Annotated in this window: 21 protein-coding genes; 7 read left to right on the top strand and 14 right to left on the bottom strand. The window is 75.1% G+C overall.

Going from position 1 to position 18,637, the window contains the following annotated elements:
* Positions 1-161: 161 nt before the first annotated feature.
* The gene (locus AB0M43_RS06580; RefSeq protein WP_363721743.1) at positions 162-761 is read right to left on the bottom strand and encodes a superoxide dismutase family protein; all 600 of its coding nucleotides are present in this window, start codon (positions 759-761) and stop codon (positions 162-164) included.
* A 287-nt stretch (positions 762-1,048) separates the two neighbouring features.
* On the opposite strand from AB0M43_RS06580, the gene AB0M43_RS06575 reads away from it, so the two are divergent.
* Genes AB0M43_RS06575 through AB0M43_RS06550 form a run of 6 tightly spaced genes read left to right on the top strand, consistent with a single transcriptional unit; the run spans position 1,049 to position 8,815 of the window.
* Positions 1,049-2,128 carry an FAD-binding oxidoreductase gene (locus tag AB0M43_RS06575; RefSeq protein WP_363721742.1) on the top strand — a complete coding sequence of 360 codons (1,080 nt, stop codon included), beginning with the start codon at positions 1,049-1,051 and terminating at the stop codon, positions 2,126-2,128.
* A complete protein-coding gene (locus AB0M43_RS06570) occupies positions 2,125-5,070 on the top strand; it encodes an amino acid adenylation domain-containing protein (RefSeq protein ID WP_363721741.1) in 2,946 nt (981 codons plus the stop codon). The genes AB0M43_RS06575 and AB0M43_RS06570 overlap by 4 nt, the downstream gene beginning before the upstream one ends.
* Positions 5,067-6,053, top strand: a complete 987-nt coding sequence (locus AB0M43_RS06565; RefSeq protein ID WP_363721740.1) for an aldo/keto reductase — start codon at positions 5,067-5,069, stop codon at positions 6,051-6,053. Before AB0M43_RS06570 ends, AB0M43_RS06565 begins: the two co-directional genes overlap by 4 nt.
* On the top strand, positions 6,050-6,757 hold the full coding sequence (locus tag AB0M43_RS06560; RefSeq protein ID WP_363721739.1) for a hypothetical protein: 708 nt from the start codon (positions 6,050-6,052) through the stop codon (positions 6,755-6,757). The genes AB0M43_RS06565 and AB0M43_RS06560 overlap by 4 nt, the downstream gene beginning before the upstream one ends.
* Position 6,758: 1 nt before the next feature.
* Positions 6,759-7,676 (top strand): family 3 encapsulin nanocompartment shell protein, encoded by a 918-nt coding sequence (locus AB0M43_RS06555; RefSeq protein WP_363721738.1) that lies wholly within the window; start codon positions 6,759-6,761, stop codon positions 7,674-7,676.
* A complete protein-coding gene (locus AB0M43_RS06550; protein WP_363721737.1) occupies positions 7,673-8,815 on the top strand; it encodes an MFS transporter in 1,143 nt (380 codons plus the stop codon). The genes AB0M43_RS06555 and AB0M43_RS06550 overlap by 4 nt, the downstream gene beginning before the upstream one ends.
* Before the next feature lie 12 nt (positions 8,816-8,827).
* On the opposite strand, the gene AB0M43_RS06545 is transcribed toward AB0M43_RS06550, so the two are convergent.
* Positions 8,828-9,853, bottom strand: coding sequence for a hypothetical protein (locus tag AB0M43_RS06545; protein ID WP_363721736.1), 1,026 nt, complete (start codon positions 9,851-9,853; stop codon positions 8,828-8,830).
* A gap of 100 nt (positions 9,854-9,953) precedes the next feature.
* On the opposite strand from AB0M43_RS06545, the gene AB0M43_RS06540 reads away from it, so the two are divergent.
* Positions 9,954-10,700 carry a maleylpyruvate isomerase family mycothiol-dependent enzyme gene (locus AB0M43_RS06540; RefSeq protein WP_363721735.1) on the top strand — a complete coding sequence of 249 codons (747 nt, stop codon included), beginning with the start codon at positions 9,954-9,956 and terminating at the stop codon, positions 10,698-10,700.
* A gap of 142 nt (positions 10,701-10,842) precedes the next feature.
* On the opposite strand, the gene AB0M43_RS06535 is transcribed toward AB0M43_RS06540, so the two are convergent.
* From AB0M43_RS06535 to AB0M43_RS06480, 12 genes are all read right to left on the bottom strand, one after another.
* Positions 10,843-11,325 (bottom strand): beta-hydroxyacyl-ACP dehydratase, encoded by a 483-nt coding sequence (locus AB0M43_RS06535; protein WP_363721734.1) that lies wholly within the window; start codon positions 11,323-11,325, stop codon positions 10,843-10,845.
* Positions 11,326-11,422: 97 nt separating this feature from the next.
* Positions 11,423-12,085, bottom strand: coding sequence for a DsbA family protein (locus tag AB0M43_RS06530; protein WP_363721732.1), 663 nt, complete (start codon positions 12,083-12,085; stop codon positions 11,423-11,425).
* On the bottom strand, positions 12,082-12,828 hold the full coding sequence (gene fabG / locus AB0M43_RS06525) for a 3-oxoacyl-ACP reductase FabG (RefSeq protein WP_363721730.1): 747 nt from the start codon (positions 12,826-12,828) through the stop codon (positions 12,082-12,084). The genes AB0M43_RS06530 and fabG overlap by 4 nt, the downstream gene beginning before the upstream one ends.
* 2 nt (positions 12,829-12,830) lie before the next feature.
* A complete protein-coding gene (locus tag AB0M43_RS06520) occupies positions 12,831-13,208 on the bottom strand; it encodes a hypothetical protein (RefSeq protein ID WP_363721728.1) in 378 nt (125 codons plus the stop codon).
* Position 13,209: 1 nt separating this feature from the next.
* Positions 13,210-13,458 carry an acyl carrier protein gene (locus AB0M43_RS06515; RefSeq protein WP_363721727.1) on the bottom strand — a complete coding sequence of 83 codons (249 nt, stop codon included), beginning with the start codon at positions 13,456-13,458 and terminating at the stop codon, positions 13,210-13,212.
* 89 nt (positions 13,459-13,547) lie between these two features.
* The gene (locus AB0M43_RS06510) at positions 13,548-14,615 is read right to left on the bottom strand and encodes a beta-ketoacyl synthase N-terminal-like domain-containing protein (RefSeq protein ID WP_363721725.1); all 1,068 of its coding nucleotides are present in this window, start codon (positions 14,613-14,615) and stop codon (positions 13,548-13,550) included.
* Positions 14,612-14,995, bottom strand: a complete 384-nt coding sequence (locus tag AB0M43_RS06505) for a hypothetical protein (protein WP_363721723.1) — start codon at positions 14,993-14,995, stop codon at positions 14,612-14,614. The genes AB0M43_RS06510 and AB0M43_RS06505 overlap by 4 nt, the downstream gene beginning before the upstream one ends.
* Position 14,996: 1 nt before the next feature.
* Positions 14,997-15,401 (bottom strand): hypothetical protein, encoded by a 405-nt coding sequence (locus AB0M43_RS06500; RefSeq protein ID WP_363721721.1) that lies wholly within the window; start codon positions 15,399-15,401, stop codon positions 14,997-14,999.
* The gene (locus AB0M43_RS06495; protein ID WP_363721720.1) at positions 15,401-15,691 is read right to left on the bottom strand and encodes a DsrE family protein; all 291 of its coding nucleotides are present in this window, start codon (positions 15,689-15,691) and stop codon (positions 15,401-15,403) included. Before AB0M43_RS06495 ends, AB0M43_RS06500 begins: the two co-directional genes overlap by 1 nt.
* Entirely contained in the window at positions 15,688-16,467 is a 780-nt protein-coding gene (locus AB0M43_RS06490) for an SDR family oxidoreductase (RefSeq protein WP_363721719.1), read from the bottom strand. Before AB0M43_RS06490 ends, AB0M43_RS06495 begins: the two co-directional genes overlap by 4 nt.
* Positions 16,467-17,447 carry a beta-ketoacyl synthase N-terminal-like domain-containing protein gene (locus AB0M43_RS06485; RefSeq protein WP_363721717.1) on the bottom strand — a complete coding sequence of 327 codons (981 nt, stop codon included), beginning with the start codon at positions 17,445-17,447 and terminating at the stop codon, positions 16,467-16,469. Before AB0M43_RS06485 ends, AB0M43_RS06490 begins: the two co-directional genes overlap by 1 nt.
* Positions 17,444-18,637, bottom strand: coding sequence for a beta-ketoacyl-[acyl-carrier-protein] synthase family protein (locus AB0M43_RS06480; RefSeq protein ID WP_363721715.1), 1,194 nt, complete (start codon positions 18,635-18,637; stop codon positions 17,444-17,446). Before AB0M43_RS06480 ends, AB0M43_RS06485 begins: the two co-directional genes overlap by 4 nt.

Genomic DNA, 18,637 nt, shown 5'->3' with positions numbered 1-18,637 from the left:
TGTCCGCCTCCACCTACGCTACGAACGGGGACCGCCGGATCGGACACACTTCTCCAGGAAACTTGCGGACCCGTGACCGGCACCGACCCGGTCGGCGGCGACCGGCAGGCACGGCGACGGCCCGGCGGTTCTCCGCCGGGCCGTGATCGCGCTGTCGGGGGTCAGTACCGGGTGAGGACACCACAGGCGAACCGTCCGCCGGAGTCCCCGGTGGCGGAGGTGGCCGCGTCGGGGCCCGGGGACGCGCCGGAGCTGTACCGGGTGGGGATGTTGGCGTAGTTGTCCGGGCCGGCGTGCACGATGACCGCCGTGCCGTCGGCGTCGAAGAGGGCCCCGCCGGTCAGGCGGTCGGTGCGGACCTGGGCGCTGCCCGTGCCGTCCTGGCCGACCAGGAGCAGGGGGAGGTCCCCGGCGTGCTGGCCGTGCTGACCCGCGCCGAGGTGCGGGCCGGCGGACAGGAAGGGGACCCGGTTGCCGTTCGGGTCGGTGGTTTTGGGGTCGCAGATCCCGGTCGAGTGCAGGTGCAGCCCGTGGAAGCCCGGGGTGAGCCCGTGGGCCTGGACGGTGACGACGCCCCGGTCCCGGCCGACGATGGTCAGCCGGCCGACCGTGGCACCGTCGGCGTTGCGGATCGTCGCGGACGCCCACAGGCGTTCGGTCGACTCGTCGGGGCTGGCCGATCCGACGGTGTAGAGGCCCAGGGCACCGGCGGCGCCGACCGCCACGGCCACGGCACGCGAAAGTATCGCAGTATGTCGCATCTTCACCTCTTTCAAGGGTGTTGGTGGACATGGTGCCACCAATGGAACCCTTCGGGGCCCTTGCGTACCCCTCGCATCGGGCGGCGGGCCCGCCACGGGCGCGTGCGACCACGCCACGACCAGAGTCGGATGTCGATGTGTTGCGGGGCGCGGGAATTCGCGGATGACTATCTATTCCGTAGTCCTTGATGGACCATACGCCTCGAAGTATGCATTCATCGGAGACTATTCCCTGAGGTCGCACGATCAAGTACTGTCTGGTCACTGTCGACAGTCGGGGGGCAACGGTGCCGGACTTCCTTGTGATCGGCGCCGGCATCGCGGGCGCGGCGGCCGGGTACTTCCTGGCCGGGCACGGTCGGGTGACCGTCCTGGACATGGAGTCCGCCGCCGGCTACCACGCGACGGGCCGTTCGGCGGCGCTGTTCTCCGAGTACTTCGGCACCCCTCCGGTCCGCGAGCTCACCGCCGCCAGCCGCGCCTTCCTGACCGCGCCGCCGGCCGGCTTCTGCGACACGCCCCTGCTGCACCCGCGCGGGGCGCTCGCGGTCGGGGCGGGCGGCGCCGCGTTCGAGGCGGAGTTCGCCGAGGGGCGGGACGCGCCCGAGCCGGTCCGCCGGATCGACCCCGCCGAGGCCCTCGCCCGCTGCCCCGTGCTGCGGCCCGGCACGTTCACCGCCGCCATGCACAAGCCGGGCGCGATGGACATCGACGTCGCGGCGCTGCACCAGGGGTTCCTGGCGGGCGTGCGCCGTGCCGGCGGCCGGGTCCTGACCGGGGCCCGGGTCCGGGCGGTGGGCCCGAGCGGCGGACAGTGGCGGGTGGAGACCGACCTGGGGGAGTACGGGGCCCCGGTCGTGGTGAACGCCGCCGGCGCCTGGGCCGACGAACTGGCCGTGGCGGCCGGGGTCAAGCCGGTCGGACTGGTCGCCCGCCGCCGGACGGCCTGCCTGGTCTCCCTGCCGCCCGGCCTGGACGCCCGGGACTGGCCGCTGGTGCACGACGTGCCGGAGACCTATTACTTCCGCCCCGAGTCCGGCGGCCTGCTGCTCTCGCCGGCCGACGAGACGACCGCCCCGCCCGGCGACGCCCGCCCCGCCGACCTGGACGTGGCCCTCGCCGCCGAACGGGTCGCGCAGGCCACCACCCTGGTGATCCGGAGCATCCGGCGGGCCTGGGCCGGGCTGCGGACGTTCGCGCCCGACGACACCCCGGTGCTGGGTGCCGCCGAGCGGCCGGGTTTCCACTGGCTGGCCGGGCTCGGCGGGTTCGGCATCCAGACCGCCGTCGAGGTCGGCCGGCTGCTGGCCGCCGAGGTGACCGGCAGCCCGTTGCCCGCCGCACTGGCCGCTGGTCGGTTCCGGTGATCTCGGGGGCGGGCGTGGACCACGGCGCGTTCCTCGCGGTGCCGGCGCTGATCGAGCGCCAGGTCGACCTCACGGGGGACCGGCCGGCCGTCACGCACGGCGAGCGCACCCTGAGCTACCGCGAACTCGACGGCCTGGCCAACGGGCTCGCCGCGCACCTGGCCGGGGCCGGGGTGCGCCGCGGCGACGTGGTGCCGGTGCTGCTGCCCGACGGCCTGGACTTCGCGGTCGCGTGCCTGGCGCTGATGAAGCTCGGCGCCGCGTTCGTACCCCTCGACCCGGAGTGGCCGGCCGCGACCCTCGACGCGACCCTGGCGGTGCTCGCGCCCCGGCTGGTCGTCGACCGCACCGTCAGCTATGAGTCCACATTGGACCGACCGGGGGTGCCGCTCGGGCCCGAGGACCTGATCTACGGCATCTTCACCTCCGGCAGCACCGGCACCCCGAGGTGCGCGCTGAACACCCACCGGGGACTGGTGAACCGGTTCGCGTTCATGACCCGGTACTTCGCGGCCACCGGCGCCGAGGTCGTACTCCAGAACAGCCGGCACACCGTCGACTCCTCGGTCTGGCAGCTGTTCTGGCCGCTCACCGTCGGCGCGCGCAGCGTGATCCCGGTCCGGACCGGCTATGTCGACCTCGAACACACCGTGGCCACCATCCACCGGCACCGGGTCACCCTGACCGACTTCGTGCCCAGCCTGCTCGGCGCGCTGGTCGGCCTCGCCGACACCGACCCGGGCGCCCTGGCCCGGCTGGGCAGCCTCACCGAGCTGGTCGTCGGCGGGGAGGAGATCGTCGCGCCCGTCGTGCACCGGCTGTGCGAGCTGCTGCCGGGGCTGCGGATCACCAACGGGTACGGCCCGACCGAGGCGTCGATCGGGATGGCGTTCCACCCGGTCACGCCGGCCGACGGCGACGCCGTGCCGCTGGGTCGGCCGATCGACAACTGCTACGCGGTGGTCCTCGGCCCCGACGACCGGCCACTGCCGGTGGGCGAGGTCGGCGAGATCGTGATCGGCGGCGCGTGCCTGGGCCTGGGGTACCTGGGCGATCCGGTCCGCACCGCCGAGGCCTTCGTGCCGAACCCGTTCCCGGCCATCCCCGGCCGGCACCTCTACCGGACCGGGGACCTGGGCCGGCTCGACACCGAGGGCCGGCTGTTCTTCCACGGCCGGCGCGACTTCCAGGTGAAGATCGGCGGGGTCCGGATCGAACTCGGCGAGATCGCCGCCGCCGCCGAGCGCTGCCCGGGCGTGCGCCAGGCCCGGGTGCTGCTCGCGCCGACCCGGCCGCCGGCCCTGGCGGTGTTCGTCGCGGCGACCGGCCTGGACGACAGCACGCTCGGCGCCCACCTGCGAAGCGAGCTGCCCCGGGACCGGCGGCCACGGTACCGCTTCGTGCTGCCCGAGCTGCCGCTCACCGACGGCGGCAAGGTCGACCGGGCCCGGCTGCGGCTGCTCCTCGACGCCCAGTTGTCCGCCGACGAGGCACTGCTGGCCGCCGAGGTCACCGGTGCCCGGCCCGGGGTGACCGCGGCCGACCGGATCCTGGGCGTGTTCCGCCGGGTGCTGCTCCGCCCCGACCTCGGCCCCGACGACGACTTCTTCGACGCGGGCGGCGACTCCCTGGCCGCCCTGCGCGTGATCGCCGACCTGCGGGCCACCACCCCGAGAGCCGATCTCGACGGGTACGGGGCTCCGCTGCCCGGTGGGGCACCGTCCCCCGTGGCGCCGACCCCCGGGGAGGCGCCCGCCCCGGCAGCGGGGGCGCCGACCAGCGGCGCGACGCGGCCCGTCGGCGTGGCGGACCTGTTCGCCGCCCCCACCGCCACCCGGCTCGCCGGCCGCCTCGCCCCGCCCGTCGCCGACGAGCACGAACTGATGGAACTCGACTCGGCGCTCCCGGCCGGCCTGGACGCCGCCGCGCCCGGCCCCGTCGACCCGCCGACGGACGTGCTGGTCACCGGTGCCACCGGCTTCGTCGGCAGCCGGATCGTGTACGAGCTGCTCGCCGGCACCAGCGCCCGGGTGCACGTGCTGTGCCGGGCGGCCGACGAGGAGCACGCGGCCCGCCGGGTCGCCGGCGTCCTGCAGACCCAGGGCCTGTGGCGCCCGGGCTTCGCCGACCGGCTGCGCGGCCACGCGGGCGACCTCGCCGCACCCGGGCTCGGCCTGTCCGGGCGGGGCTGGGACCGGCTCGCCGTCGGCTGTGACGCGATCGTCCACAGTGGCGCGATGGTGAACTTCCTGTTCGACTACCTGACCCACCGGCCGGCCAACGTGCTCGGTACCCGGGAACTGCTCCGCCTCGCCCTCACCGGCCGGCCCAAGGCGCTGCACCACGTCTCCACCCTCGGCGTCCTGGAGGACGAGGCCGCCGGCCGGTCCGAGCCGCTCGCCGAGAGCACCGACGCGGCCTCGGCCGCCCGGCCGGGCAGCGGCTACAGCCGGTCCAAGTGGGTCGCCGAACGCTGCCTCACCGAGGCCCGGCACAAGGGCGCGCACGTCACCATCTACCGGCTCGGCGAGGTGATGGCGGCGACCGACACCGGGCACCCCAACGGCCGGGCCGCCACCGAACTGCTGCTGGCCGCCGTCGCCCGGCTCGGCGTGGCCCCCGACGTCGCGCTGCGCACCGACTGGACCCCGGCCGACCACGCCGCCCGGGCCGTCGTGGCCGGCCTGTTCGACCCGCGCGTCTGGGGCCGCAACCTGCACGTGTTCCACCCCGACAGCGTCGACCTCGTCGAACGCTCCGGACTGGCCGCGCGCCGGGTGCCGGTGCCGGAGTTCGTCGAGCTGCTGCGGGCCGACCCGGCCTGCCGGCTGCTCGCCGGCCTGCTGGACCGCAAACCCCTGCACGAGCTCGTGATCGACAACCCGCGCCTGTTCCGCAGGGAGCACGGCGCCCGGCTGGATCTACAGAAAGAGGAACGATGATGCGGTACCGCAGGCTCGGCCGGCTCGGCTGGCAGGTCAGTGAGGTCGGCTACGGCATGTGGGGGATCGGCGGCGGCCCGGGCGGCTTCACCGGCTGGGACTACGACACCGCCCCGGCCTGCCTGGACCTCGCCCTCGAACTCGGCTGCAACTTCTTCGACACCGCCTGGATCTACGGCCGGGGCGTCAGCGAGCAGCTCCTCGGCCGGGTCCTGCGCGACAACTCCGACCGCCGGATCTACGTGGCCACCAAGGTGCCGCCGAAGAACCGGGAGTGGCCGCCGCGCGCCGCCGACACCCTGGACGAGGTGTTCCCGGCCGACCACATCCGCGAGTACACCTACAAGTCTCTGGAAAACCTGGGGGTCGACCGGATCGACCTGCTCCAGCTGCACGTCTGGGAGGACCGGTGGGCCGCCGACGAACGCTGGCAGAAGGCGATCGGCGACCTGAAGGCCGAGGGCGTGGTCGACGGGGTCGGGATCAGCGTCAACCGGTGGGAGCCGGAGAACTGCCTGCGCGCCATCGACTCCGGTCTGATCGACGTCATCCAGGTGATCTACAACATCTTCGACCAGGCACCCGAGGACGAGCTGTTCGACCGGGCGCTCGCCGAGGACATCGGGATCATCGCCCGGGTGCCGTTCGACGAGGGGGGCCTGACCGGCACGCTCACCGCCGACACCACCTTCCCCGCCGAGGACTGGCGCGCCACCTACTTCGGCCCGGAGAACCTGCCGGCGACCGTCGAACGCGCGGCCCGGCTCGCCGGTGACCTGCCGCCCGGGATGAGCATGCCCGAGGCGGGCCTGCGCTTCATCCTGCACCACCCGGCGGTCAGCACCGTGATCCCCGGCATGCGGCGGGCCGGGCACGTCCGGGCCAACCTCGCCGTCAGCGACGGCGCGCCGCTCGACCCCGCGCTGCTGGAGAGGCTGCGCGGCCACCGCTGGGACCGCCGACCCACGGCCTGGTCGATGTGAGCCCCGCGATCGTGATGTGGGCGCACCCGCGCTCGGTCTCCACCGCCTTCGGCCGGATGATGATCGAGCGCGGCGACGTCGCGGTCGTGCACGAACCGCTGGTCACCCTCGTCGACTTCGGCGAGGTACCGGTCGGCGGCCGGACGCTGCGCACCGCGCCCGACGTCCTGCGCGCGGTCCGCGGGCTGGCCCCGGTGTTCATGAAGGACACCGTCGAGTACCGCTACGAGGGGCTGTTCGCCGACCCCGACTGCATGGCCGGGCTGACCCACACGTTCATCGTCCGCGAACCGAGGCAGACCATCGCCTCGCACTACGACCTGCTGCCGGACGTGACCTGCGCGAAGATCGGCTACGAGCACCAGTACCAGCTGTTCGAGCTCGCCTGGCGGGTCACCGGGGAACGACCGGTCGTCGTCGACGCCGCCCGGTTGCTCGCCGACCCGCCGGGCGTGGTGGCCGCGTACTGCGCCGCCGTCGGGCTGCCGTTCCTGCCCGAGGCGCTGAGCTGGGCACCCGCCGAGCGGCCCGAGTGGGAACGCACCGCCCGCTGGCACGTCGACGCCGCCCGCAGCTCCGGCTTCGCGGCGTCGGAGAAGACCTATCGGACGACCGTGGACAACGACGCCCGACTGCGCGCGTTCCACGACCATCATCGGCCGTTCTACGAGCGGCTGATCAGCCACGCGATCCAGGGGGTTTGACATGTCCGAGTTGACACCGGGGCAGGCGTTCGCGCGGGCCTTCGCCAAGGACGGCGACCGGGCGGAGGTGACCTTCGACTTCACGATCACCGACGCCTTCCAGCCGACGAAGGACCGGCCGCGGGTGACGGTCCGCAACCTGTTCCGCAAGCGGCCCGCGCCCGACGGGCCGGTCCGGTTCTGGACCGAGAGCCGGCCGACCGCCGCCGAGGCCGCCCGGGTGCACGAGTCCGGGCTGCGCCGGGAGGCGGCGTTCCGGTCCGGGGTCGCCGAGGCCGGCACGCGGCCGATCACCGCCTGGGTCCAGGTGCCCGCCGAGCTCGCCGACGACGAGGAGGCCGTGGCCGCGTTCGTGGACTTCCGGCTGCTGGTCCGGCTCGCCACCGCCGAGAACCAGGCGCTGACCTACACGCTGCTCGACCGGCCGGACGTGGCCAGGTTGCCGTACCACGGCGACTACGTGGCCGGCCTGATGGCCGCCTGCAACGAGATCGAGCAGACCGGGGCCACCGCGCACGCGATGATCGTCAACCCGCACGACTACTACTTCCACCTCGTCGGCACCGGCGTGCTGGAGGACCTGGCCCGGGGCGGGACCCTGATCAGCCGGACCCGGATGGTCGAACGCGGCCGGGCGCTGGTCGGCGACTTCGCGATGGCCGCCCGGCTGCTCGACGGCGGCCGGTCCGTGATCCGGGTGGCCGAGCCGCCGGCCGGTACGTTCGCCGAGCCCGGGCTCGCGGTGTGCGCCGAGATCCACGAGGGGATCGCCCTGCACCTGCCGACCCACTTCTTCCTCGTCGAGCCCGCCGCCTCGGCCGCGCACCTGACCGCCGCCGCCCCGGCCGCCCTCACCGCCGCCCCCGCCGACCACCTCACCGCCGCCACCTCCGCGCCACGACCCCGGACCGGGCAATGAGTTTCTACAAGCCCTTCGCACCGCTGTTCGGCGCCATCTTCTGCTGCCTGCTCGGCGTCGGGGCGACCCTCGGGGCGCTCCCGCTGTACCTGCGCCGCGACCTGCACGCCACCGACCTCCAGATCGGGGTCGTGGTCATGGCGATCGCGGTCTCGGCGGTCATCGCCCGGCCCATCGCGGGCCGGCTCGCCGACCGGCACGGCTACAAGCCGCTGATGCTCGCCGGGGTCGCGCTGTGCGTCCTGGCCAGCCTCGGCTACCTGCTCGGCGGCGGCATCGTGCCGCTCACCGCCGTGCGGATCCTGCACGGGATCGGCGAGGGCACCGTCTACACCGCCGGCGCCACCTGGCTGGTCGCGCTGTCCCCGCTGGAACGGCGCGGCCGGGTCGTCGGCCTGTACGGCATCTGCATGTGGCTCGGCATCACCCTCGGAGCCCTGGTCGGCGTGCTGCTCCTGGACAACGCGGGCTTCGCGGCGGTCGGCTGGTTCGCCGCGGCGGCCGCGCTCGGCGGACTGGCGCTGGTCGCGGCCAAGCCCGGCCCCGAACGCCCCACCGGACCGCCCCGGACCGGCCTGGTCGCCGGCAGCGCCGTCCTGCCCGGCGTCGCCCTGTCCCTGGCCGCGTTCGGCTACGCGGCGCTTGCGGCGTTCGTGGCGCTGCACCTGGCCAAGCGCGACATCGGCAGCGGCATCGCCGCGTTCAACGCGTTCGGCGTCACCTACGTCGGCGTCCGGTTGTTCATCGGCAACCTGCCCGACCGGCTCGGCGCCAGCCGGGTCGCCCTGTGGTCCGCGCTGACCGAGGCGGTCGGCCTGGTCCTGGTCGGCGCGGCCCCGAACCTGGCGGTCGCGGTCGTCGGCGGCCTGGTGATGGGCGCGGGCCTGTCGCTGCTGTTCCCGGCGCTGGCCCTGGTCGTGCTCAACCGGACCGACCCGTCCCGGCACGGGGTGGCGCTCGGCGCGTTCACCTCGTTCTGGGACGTCGGCCTGGCCGTGGGCGGGCCGCTGGCCGGCTGGATCGCGGGGCTGGCCGGCTATCCGGCGATCTTCTACGTGATGGCCGGGTGCGCGCTGGGTTCGGCCGCGCTGTCCCTGGCGGGTCGGCGGCGGGCCGCCTCTGTTCCTGCGGAGACGTAGCGGACGCGTGGGTCACCGCGCCTCCGCGAACCACAGCCGCCCGTCCCCGGCGCCCACGACGACCTGCCCGTCGCCGGTCGCGAGCACCAGCCGGGCGCCGGGCACGTGCGCCGGGGCGACCGGCAGCGGCACCGACCGGGCTGCGTCGCCCTGACAGAACCACAGCCCCAGACGGGTACCGGAGGCCACCGCCGCGTACGTGCCACCCGGACCGGGGGAGAGCCCGACGACGTGCGGCGGCGTCGCCCCGGCCGTGTCCCCGAACCGGACCAGCCGCCGCCAGCCCGGCCCGCCCCAGAGCTCGAACCGCCCGCCCGCCGGACCGGCCGCCAGCAGCTCCCCGTCCGCCGTGGTGGCCCGGTGCAGGGTCAGCCCCGGGGTCTCGGCGCTCCACCGGGCGCCGTCGGCCGAACGCCACACCCGGTCGCCGATCAGGACGAAGCCGGCCGTGGTCACCGCGCCGTCGTACGCGCGCAGGTTCTCGTCGGCGTACCCGGGCCGGAACTCCCCGCCGTCGGCCGACACCCAGCCGGTCGAGCCCGGATGGTTGCCGCTGACCAGGAAACCCGCCGGGCCGGCCGCGACCCGGGCCAGGCCGGCGTCGCGCGGGCCGCCGTACAGCTCCGGCGGAGCCACCTGCTCGACGAGGACGCCGTCGCGCAGGGACCAGGTGCCGCTGCGCCGGTTGCCGTGCGCCCCGCCGTGCGCGACGCCCAGCGCCGTCAACCGGCCGGCCACGCACGCCACGGAGACCAGCTCGTGCTCGGGCCCGTACGCCGACCGCGGCTCCACCGGTACCACGGTGAATCCGCGCCCGTCCGCCGAGCGCCACGCGGCCGGGTGACCGGCGACGGCCCCCACGGCGTACCAGCCGTCCGCGCACCGCGCGACCTCGCTGACCGTGGCGGTGCCCGTCGCTGGCAGGTCCACCGGCCGCCAGTCGGGCGCGGCCGGCTCCGCGGTGCAGCCCGCCACGGCCAGCAGCACCGGCACCCCGAGGGCCCAGCACCGGATCGACCACCGCCGAAGTCTGCGCATCCCGCCACCATATCGGTCGGAACCGGTCAGCGGCGGACCCGACGCGGCGCCGCAGGCGGGAAGGCCCCTGCGGCCATGATGGACAGATACTGTGGGAATCATGGTGCTTTCGTATCCGGAACTCTGTACGGCGCTCGACGGCGAGATCGCCCACCTGGTGAAGGTGGCCGCCGCCGTCGACCTCGACGCTCCCGTCCCGACCTGCCCGGCGTGGACGGCGGGCCACCTGCTCGGCCACACCGGCGGCTCCCACCGGTGGGCCACCGGCATCGTCCGGGAGCGGGCCCAGGCCTTCGTGCGCCCCGGCGGGGTCCCGGTGCCCCGGGAACCGGCGACCGTGGCGGCCTGGCTCGCCGACGGCGGCACGGAACTCCTCGACGTGCTGCGCGCGACCGACCCGGACACCGCCGTGTGGACCTGGGGCGGCGGCGCCCGGGGCGTCACCTGGTGGGCACGCCGCCAGCTGCACGAGACGACCGTGCACCGGGTCGACGCGGAGTCGGCGCTGGACGCGGCGTGGCTCGTCCAGGACGCCGTGGCCGTCGACGGGGTGGAGGAGTTCCTCGACAACCTGCCGTACACCCGGATCTGGGCGCCGCACGTCGACCAGCTGCGCGGGGCGGGCGAGACGCTGCTGCTGGCCGGTCCCGAGGTGTCCTGGCTGATCACGCTGGACCCGGACGGGTGGCGGTGGGAGCGCGCCGGGGCCGCCGCCGCGAGGGTGACGGTGCGGGGCTCGGCGACCGACCTCTACCTGTTCCTCTGGGGGCGCCGGCCGGCGGCGGACCTGGTGGTCGAGGGGGACCGGGCCGTGCTGGACCTCTGGGTCCGGCACTCCGCCATCTGACCGGCCGAGGCCGGGCCGGCAGCTCGTTGCCCGCCCGGCCGGGGCTGTCCTCCGCGCCGCCGCCCGTCGCCCGCTGCCCGTCGCGCGCCCGGCAGCTCCCCGGTCACTCGCCCGGCCGCCCTGACCGGTCGCCCGGCCGGTCCTACACCGACCCGGTGGCCGGCGTCCGGGCCCGCAGCTCCGCCCCGGGCCGCAGCGCGATCGTCACCCGCTCCACGGTGAGCACCGTCTCGTCCGCCACCGTCGCCTCCCCCTCGAACATCCACGTGTCCGACACCGCCCGCAGCAGCCGCACCCGGTGCTCCAGGAGGTCCCCGGGCCCGACCGGCCGGTGGAACGTGATCCGGGAGATGGCGCCGAACAACGGCACCAGACGGTCCCCGCCGGGCGTGTCGCGCAGCGCGCCGGCCGCCAGCAGGCTCGCGGCCTGGCACCACGACTCGATGACCAGGACCTGCGGATAGGCGAGGCTGCGCCCGTCGGCGAACCACGGCTCGTTGGCGGTGACGGCCTTGGTCGCCGTGAGCGCCCGCCCCGGTTCGAGGTGGGTCACCCGGTCGACCAGCAACATGGGGTACCGGTGCGGCAGCAGCGTCCGGATCTCGTCCGTCCCGAGCGTCGTCATGTCCCGTCCACTTCTGACCGCAGGCGGCCGATGGGGCCCGACCGGGCCGGAGTGCGACGGCGGTGACCGGCGGCCACCACCCCAGGTGCGAGGGCCATCAGCCGCACCCGCCCGCGTGGCCCCAGTCGGTGGTGCGCGCCGGCACCGGGGCCAGTTCGGCGCGGACCAGGTCGACGAAGTCCGGCAGCCGGTCCACGCCCCAGTACCGGTCGTAGCCGCGGACGAAGTACGGCACCCCGAACACGCCGTCGGAGTGCAGGTCGCGCAGCTTGCCGGTACCCGTCGCTCGAAGTTCGGGTTTGTCTGCCGCCGTCGACAGCTCTCCCGGGTCCAGCCCGAGCCCGGTGGCCAGGTCGGCGACCACCGCCGGATCGCAGATGTCGCGGCCGGCCCCGAACCGCGCCCGGTACGCGGCGGCGACGAACTCCCGCCCCCGCCCCGCGCGCTCCGCCAGCAGGTACGCCAGGTGCGGCACCTCCCACACCGGCTCCCGGTCGGCGGGCCACGCGACGGTCAGCCCGCGCCCGGCGGCGAGCCGTCGCACGTCCTGGAGGATGTAGAGGTGCTTCTCCCTCGACATCGCGGTGTAGACGAACCGCCCGCCGGCCTCGGTGAGCAGCCGCTCGCTGTGCTGGTCGGGTTCCCAGAACGGCCGCCAGTCGCAGGCGTCGGCGACGTCCGGGTACCGGGTCACCAGGTCGTGCCAGGCCAGCCACGAGTAGGGGCTGCGCAGCGAGAAGTAGAACCTCGGCTGCCTCATATCGCCAGCCCGCCGTCGATCGGGAAGACCCCGGCGGTGATGTAGCCGGCCTTCGGGGAGGCGAGGAACGCCACCAGCTCGGCGACCTCCTCGGCCCGGCCGAGCCGGCCGAGCGGGATCTGGGCGAGCTTCTCCGTGCGCAGCGCCTCGGGCAGGTCGGCGGTCATGTCGGTCTCGATGAAGCCGGGGGCCACGACGTTGGCGCGCACGCCGTAGCGCCCGGCCTCCTTGGCCAGCGCCTGCGTGAAGCCGATGATGCCCGCCTTGGAGGCCGAGTAGTTGGTCTGGCCCGGGTTGCCGTACCGGCCGGAGATGGACGAGATCGTCACGATCGAGCCGCCCCGCCGCTTCATCAGCGCGAAGATCGCGGCCCGGCACATCGCGAACGTGCCGGTCAGGTTCGTGTCGATCACGTCGGACCAGTCGTCCTCGGCCATCATCACCAGCGGCTTGTCCCGGACGATGCCGGCCGAGGTGATCACGGTGTCCAGCCCGCCGAGTTCCTGTTCGGTCGCGGTGAACAGGTCCCGGCACTCGGCGAGGACGGCCACGTCGACCTGCCGGGTCAGGACCCTGGCCCCCAGGTCCCGGGCGACCTTGGCGGTGGCCGCCGCCGCGTCGGCGTTGGACTGGTAGCACAGGGCGATGTCGTAGCCGTCGGCGGCGAGGCGGTGCACGACCGCGCGGCCGATCCCGCGCGAACCGCCGCTCACCACGGCCACGGGCCTTCGCTCCTCGGACATGGTCACTCCTCCGTTCCGGTGCGGTAGGCCAGGCGCACGGTGGCGATGCCGGTGTCGCCGCTGGACAACGCGGCGGAGCACCGCCAGCCGCCGGCCCGCTCGACGAGGTCGACCCGCGCGGTCACCGTGTCGCCGGGGAAGACCGGATGGTGGAACCGGACGCTCTCCACGCCGGTCAGCTCCACCTCCCGGCCGATCATCAGCGCGAGGGCGTGCGCGCTGGCGTTGACGAACTCCACCAGGCACACCCCCGGATAGATCGGGAAGTCCGGGTAGTGCCCGGCGAAGATCGGGTCGGCCGGATCGACGGTCAGGGAGGTCACGGCGTGGTGCTCGCCGTGTTCGACCACCACGACCGGCGCGGCCAGCGGGGTCGCCACCTCACCCGCCCGTCTTGGCGACGAGCAGGTCGAAGGCGGCGTCCAGGCAGGTGATCGCGCGGAGCTCCGTCTCGTCGATCTTCACCTGGTACGTGTTCTCCAGCACCACCATCACCTCCAGCGCCATCAGCGAGTCCGCGCCGAGTTCGTCCACGAACCGCGCGGTGTCGGTGACCTCGTCCACCTCCGTGTCGAGGGTCTCGGCGATGAGCTGTCGCAGGTGTTCCTTGTCGAGCGTGATGCCCGTCATCGTTGTTCTCCTTCAGGTGTGGCTTGAGGTCCGATGTTCTCGGCGGTCCGGCGGTCCGGTAGTCCGGCGGGTTGCTGGTCGCGGCGGGTTCAGCCGAGTCTGAGCAGCGCGCAGCCCACGAGCCCTTCGCGGTCGACGGAGGTGATCACCCCGAGCCGCCCGGCGGGGCCGCCCTCGGCGTGCGCGAGGAGCGCGGCCAGCTGGAACGTCGCCGACGCCGCCGAGGTGTCCCCGGTCAGGGCGCTCACCGCCGGCAGGACCTCGCACCCCGCCAGCGCGGCGGCGATGGCGGCCCGTTCGGCGTCGCCCCGGCCGTCGACGTAGCCGGCGGGCGCGACGGCCCACACGTCCGCCGGGGTCACCCCGGCCTCGGCGACCGCCGCGCGCACGCAGCGGGCCAGCACGTCGGCGGCGGTGTGCTCGTCGACCGCGACCCCGAACTCCAGGCCCAGGATCTCGGCGTGCACCGCCCGGCCGTGCTCGCGGGCCGTCTCCGGGGCCTCCAGCAGGAACACGGCGCAGCCCTCGCCGAGCGGCTGGGCCGGCGCGTCCCCGGTGTGCGCGAGCCACTCCAGCCACGCGCGCTGCGCCGAGAACTCCTCGACCGCGCCGCACAGGATGGTCCCGGCGTGCCCGCACCGGTGCAGCCGGGCCGCGTACTGCAACGCCAGCAGCCCGGTCACGTGCCCGCCGGCGATCGTACTGTTGGGCCCGCGCAGGCCGTGCCAGATGGCGCACTGCCCGGAGGCGCAGTTCATCACGGTGTTCGGGAACCGGGCCGGGTCCACGAAGTACGGCTTGTCCTGCGTCAACGAGTCCCGGGTGAAGTCCATCATGCTCTTCACGCTGCCGGTGTTCGTCCCGAGCACCAGGCCGACCCCGTCGCCGCCGACCCGGCCGGTCTGCTCCAGCAGCATGCCGACGGTGGCGACCGCGATGCCGGTGGCCCGGTCCATCGAGCGGGTGTTCTTGAGGCCCAGCACGCCCCGGACGTCGAAGTCCGGCACGACGCCGGCCTCGGGGGTCGGCAGCCGGCTCTCCTGCCGCACGGTGGCCACGGCGCTGACGCCGCGCCGGACCCCGGCCGTGAACGCGGCCGGGCCGATGCCGAACGGGGAGACCGCGGACCAGCCGGAGATCGCCAACGGATACTTCACAGGAACCACACACCTTCGTAGTCGGGCCAGTCGCGGGTCAGCGAGGCGGAGTCGCGGCACACCACGCCGGGGAGGACGCGGTCCGGGGTGAGCCCGAGCGCGCGCAGGGCGGGCTCGTCGACGGAGACCGCCGAGTCGGCGGCGAGCAGGGCGCGCAGGGAACGGCGCGGGTCGGGCAGGTCCAGGTGCCGGGCGCCGACCCGCAGCCGGGGGAGGGGACCGGTGTCCACGGCGTACGTCACGGCCGGGCCGCGCAGGACCACGTCCAGGCCGCCGAGCTGGCGGTGCAGGCCCCGGGCCAGGTAGAACAGGTCGCAGAACTGCACCTCCGGGCCGCCCCGGTAGGCGTGGTCCACCACGGCGAGGTACCGGCCGGCCATGTCAGGCACCTCCGATGTAGACGGTCGTCCGGGCCGCCGCCACGTTCGTGCCGATCCGGGACGGCGCGCGGGTCCGCACCCCCGGCACGTGCGGACCCGCGCCCCGGTCCTGGGCGCAGTACGCGCAGACCTCCCAGCCGAACAGCGCCGGGTACTCCGCGAGCAGCCCCGACACCACCGCCGCCGTCGACGGGTACCGGGCCGCCCAGTCGTCCACGTCCCGCGGCTTGTGCGCGCCGAGCGCGGCCTGGGTCAGCATCGTCGTGTACCCGCAGGCCCAGACCAGCACCGACCGGCCCCGGCGCAGCAGCTCGTCGACGAGCCGCAGGACGGTGGTCAGCATGTCCGAGGCGAACGGCGCGCCGGTCACGACCAGCAGCACGTCGGCGGGCGGGCGGGCGGCCATCAGTGCCACACCACCCGGACGCCGTCGGCGAGCAGCAGGTCCGCGACCTCCGGCATGTCCACGACCGTCACGCCGGGGCGCAGGTCCCCGGGGCGCAGCGCGCGGTGCGCCAGGCTCGGGCCGTCCACCCAGACCGTGGCGTCGCCGGCCGGCTCCTGCCCGCGCAGCGCCCGGGTCACCCCGTCCTGCACCAGGTAGAGCACCACCCGGTGGCCGGCCCCGGCCAGGATCGCGGCGTCGGCGGCCAGTTGCCGGTCGATCCCGGTGTCGACGAGCAGGAAACCGGTCATGTCAGCAGCTCCCCGCCGTCCACGCCGATCACGTTGCCGGTGATCCAGGTCGAGTCGCCGCGCGTCAGGGTGAGCACCGCCTCGGCCACGTCCTCCGGGGTGGTCAGCCGCCCGCCCGGGTTGGTCGCCCGGGCCCGCTCCACATAGCTCTCGTGGCCGGGGATCCGCAGCAGGGCCGGGGTGATCGTGACGCCCGCCCGCAGCGCGTTGACCGCGACGCCGGACCCGCCGAGCTCCAGCGCCAGCTGCCGGACGTGCGACTCCAGCGCCGCCTTGGCCGCCGACACCGCCCCGTAGTGCCGCTGGACCCGGCTGCTGCCGGCGCTGGTCAGCGCGAAGATCCGACTGCCCGGGGCGAGCAGCCCCGCCGCGTGCAGGTCCTGGGTCCAGTACACGAGGCTGTGCGCCATCACGTTGAGGGTCATGTCGAGCTGCCGGGGCGTGACGGCCGGCTCCTCGCCCACCGGCAGGAAGGGCGCCAGGGCCCCGAAGGCCAGGGAGTGCACGAGCACCCGGATCCCGTCGGGGCCGGTCAGCCCTGCCAGCTCCGCGACCAGGCGCGCCCGGGCGGTGTGGTTGGCGGCGTTGGCGTTGAACAGTTCCGCGCGCCCACCGTAGCCGCGCAGCTCGGCCAGCAGCGCCGTGACCCGCGGTTCGGCGGCGGACGTGTCGAAGTGCACCCCGGCGATGTTGGCCCCGGCCCGCGCGGCGGCGAGCGCGATGGCCCGGCCCAGCCCGCTGGAGGCCCCCAGGACCAGAACCCACTGACCGCGCATCAGGACCCGCCTTCCCTGGTGACGGCGGTGAACGCGACGGTCCCCGCCCGACTGGCAACGGCTATGACATGGGTACGGTGCCCCTCGGTCACCCCGGACCGACCCGACCGGGCCCCGGCGGGGACGGCCGCGCGCACCCCGCCGGCCAGTACCGCCGCGACCTGCCAGGCCGGGCCCACGGTGCCGGCGGCCAGCGGCAGCACGGTCAACTCGTCGGCGACCCCGCGCACGGCCCGGTCGACCGCCGCCCCGACCGCCGAGTCGTCGGCGAACAGGGTCACGGGCGCCGGCCCGGTGTCGAGCGCCGCCCAGGCCGCCCGCACGACGGCCGTGGCGTCCGGCCCGGTCGGCGGGAGGAAGCCGGTGTGCGTGGCGACGTGCCCGAGGACCGGGGCGCCGCGCCGCTCGGCGAGGTCGCGCGGTTCCAGGACGAACACCGCCGCGCCCTCCTCGGCCCCGGCGGAGCCGTCGCCGGCCTCGGTGGCGCCGGCCAGCACGACCTCCGCCCGGCCCAGGCGCAGCGAACGCGACGCGACGTGCAGGGACTCCAGGCCCGCCGTCCACGGCGTGGTCAGGGTCAGGCTGAACGCGCGCGCGGTGTGTTCGATCGCGAGCCTGCTGACGAACACGTTCACCGCGAAGAAGGGCGCCAGGGCCGGGCTGAGCTGGTCGGCGCCGCCGCGCAGCACCGTGTCGTCCATGTCCGCGTGCAGGGCGGACGCGGCGTGGTTCGTGCCGATGGCCACCCCCAGGTCGGGGCCGGGGACGGCCGGCAGGCCCGCGAGCGCCCGGCGCCCGGCGGCCAGCAGGTACCGGCACGCCGGCGGCAGGTACTTGTACCCCCGGGCGCCCAGCTGGCCGCGCACGTCGAACCAGCCGTCGGGCACCGCGTCCCGGGGCGCGTCGGCCCACAGCCCGGCCGGGTCGTCGCCCCAGGGCGAGGCCGCCCCGACGCCGGTGACCACGATCCGCGCGGTCATGCCGGCACGCTCCGCAGCAGCACGGACACGTTGTTGCCGCCGAACGCGTAGGCGTTGGCCAGCACGGCCCGGCCCGCCAACGGCCGGGCCTCGACCGGCAGCCACACGGGGCACCGCTCGTCCGGGGCGTCGAGAGGCACGTTGGGCGGCACCGCGCGGGTGAACAGGATGAGCGCGGCCGTGGCCACCGCGAGCCCGGCCGCCGCCCCCGCGGTATGCCCGACCTGCGCCTTCAGGCTGTACAGCGGCACCGGCCGGTCCCCGAACAGGGTCCGCAGCGCCTCGCTCTCCACCACGTCGTTGAGTTCGGTGCCCGTGCCGTGCGGCACCACGCAGGCGATCTCGGCGGGCGAGGTGGCCCCGTCCCGCAGCGCCCGGCGCATCGCGGCGTCGATCTGCGCGCCGCCGGGCTCCGGGGCCGTCGGGTGGTGCGCGTCGCAGCTCCAGCCGGTGGCCGCGATCTCCGCGTACACACTGGCGCCGCGGCGGCGGGCGACACTGGCGGCCTCCACCACCAGCATCGCCGCGGCCTCGCCGGAGACCGTGCCCTTCCGGCCCTGGTCGAACGGGCGGCACCGCTCCGGGTCGGTGGCGCCCATCCGGTGGAAGTTCGCCACCGCCAGCCGGCTGTACGCCTCCGCGCCGCCGACCAGCACCACGTCGGCCTCCCCGGCCCGGATCATGTCCACGGCCAGCCCGATGGCGTACCCGCTGGCCGCGCACGCGTTGGAGTTCGTCGAGACCGGCCCCTGCCCGCCGAGCAGGTCGGCGACGACGGAGGCCACCAGGTACTCGGTGTGCCACCCCGCCGACGGCGCCCACTCGCCGGACCGTTCGCGCTCCCGGACCTGGTGGTCGCCCATCGTGGTGCCCAGCAGGACGGCCACCCGTTCGGGCCGCACGTCCCCCCGGCGCACCGCCCCGACGATCCCCGCGTCGTCGAGGGCCTCCCGGGCGGCGGCGACGGCCAGCCGCGAGGCGGGGCCGACCGGCGCGTCCGCCCAGGTGGTCGGCTCGGTCGGCAGATCCGCGTCGGGCACCAGGTACACCAGGGGGATGTCGACGTTCGCCCCCGGGTCGGCCACCCGCCGGGGTCCGTGCGGCCCGGCGTGCAGCGCCTCCCACAGCGTGTCGGCCCCGCGACCCAGGCACGAGATCACGCCGAGCCCGGTAATCAGTGCCCGCTCCAC

The sequence above is a fragment of the Longispora sp. NPDC051575 genome (assembly GCF_040681875.1).
Taxonomy (GTDB): domain Bacteria; phylum Actinomycetota; class Actinomycetes; order Mycobacteriales; family Micromonosporaceae; genus Longispora.
Note: the sequence above shows the minus strand (reverse complement) of the source record. Positions and strands in the feature narration are given on the sequence as shown.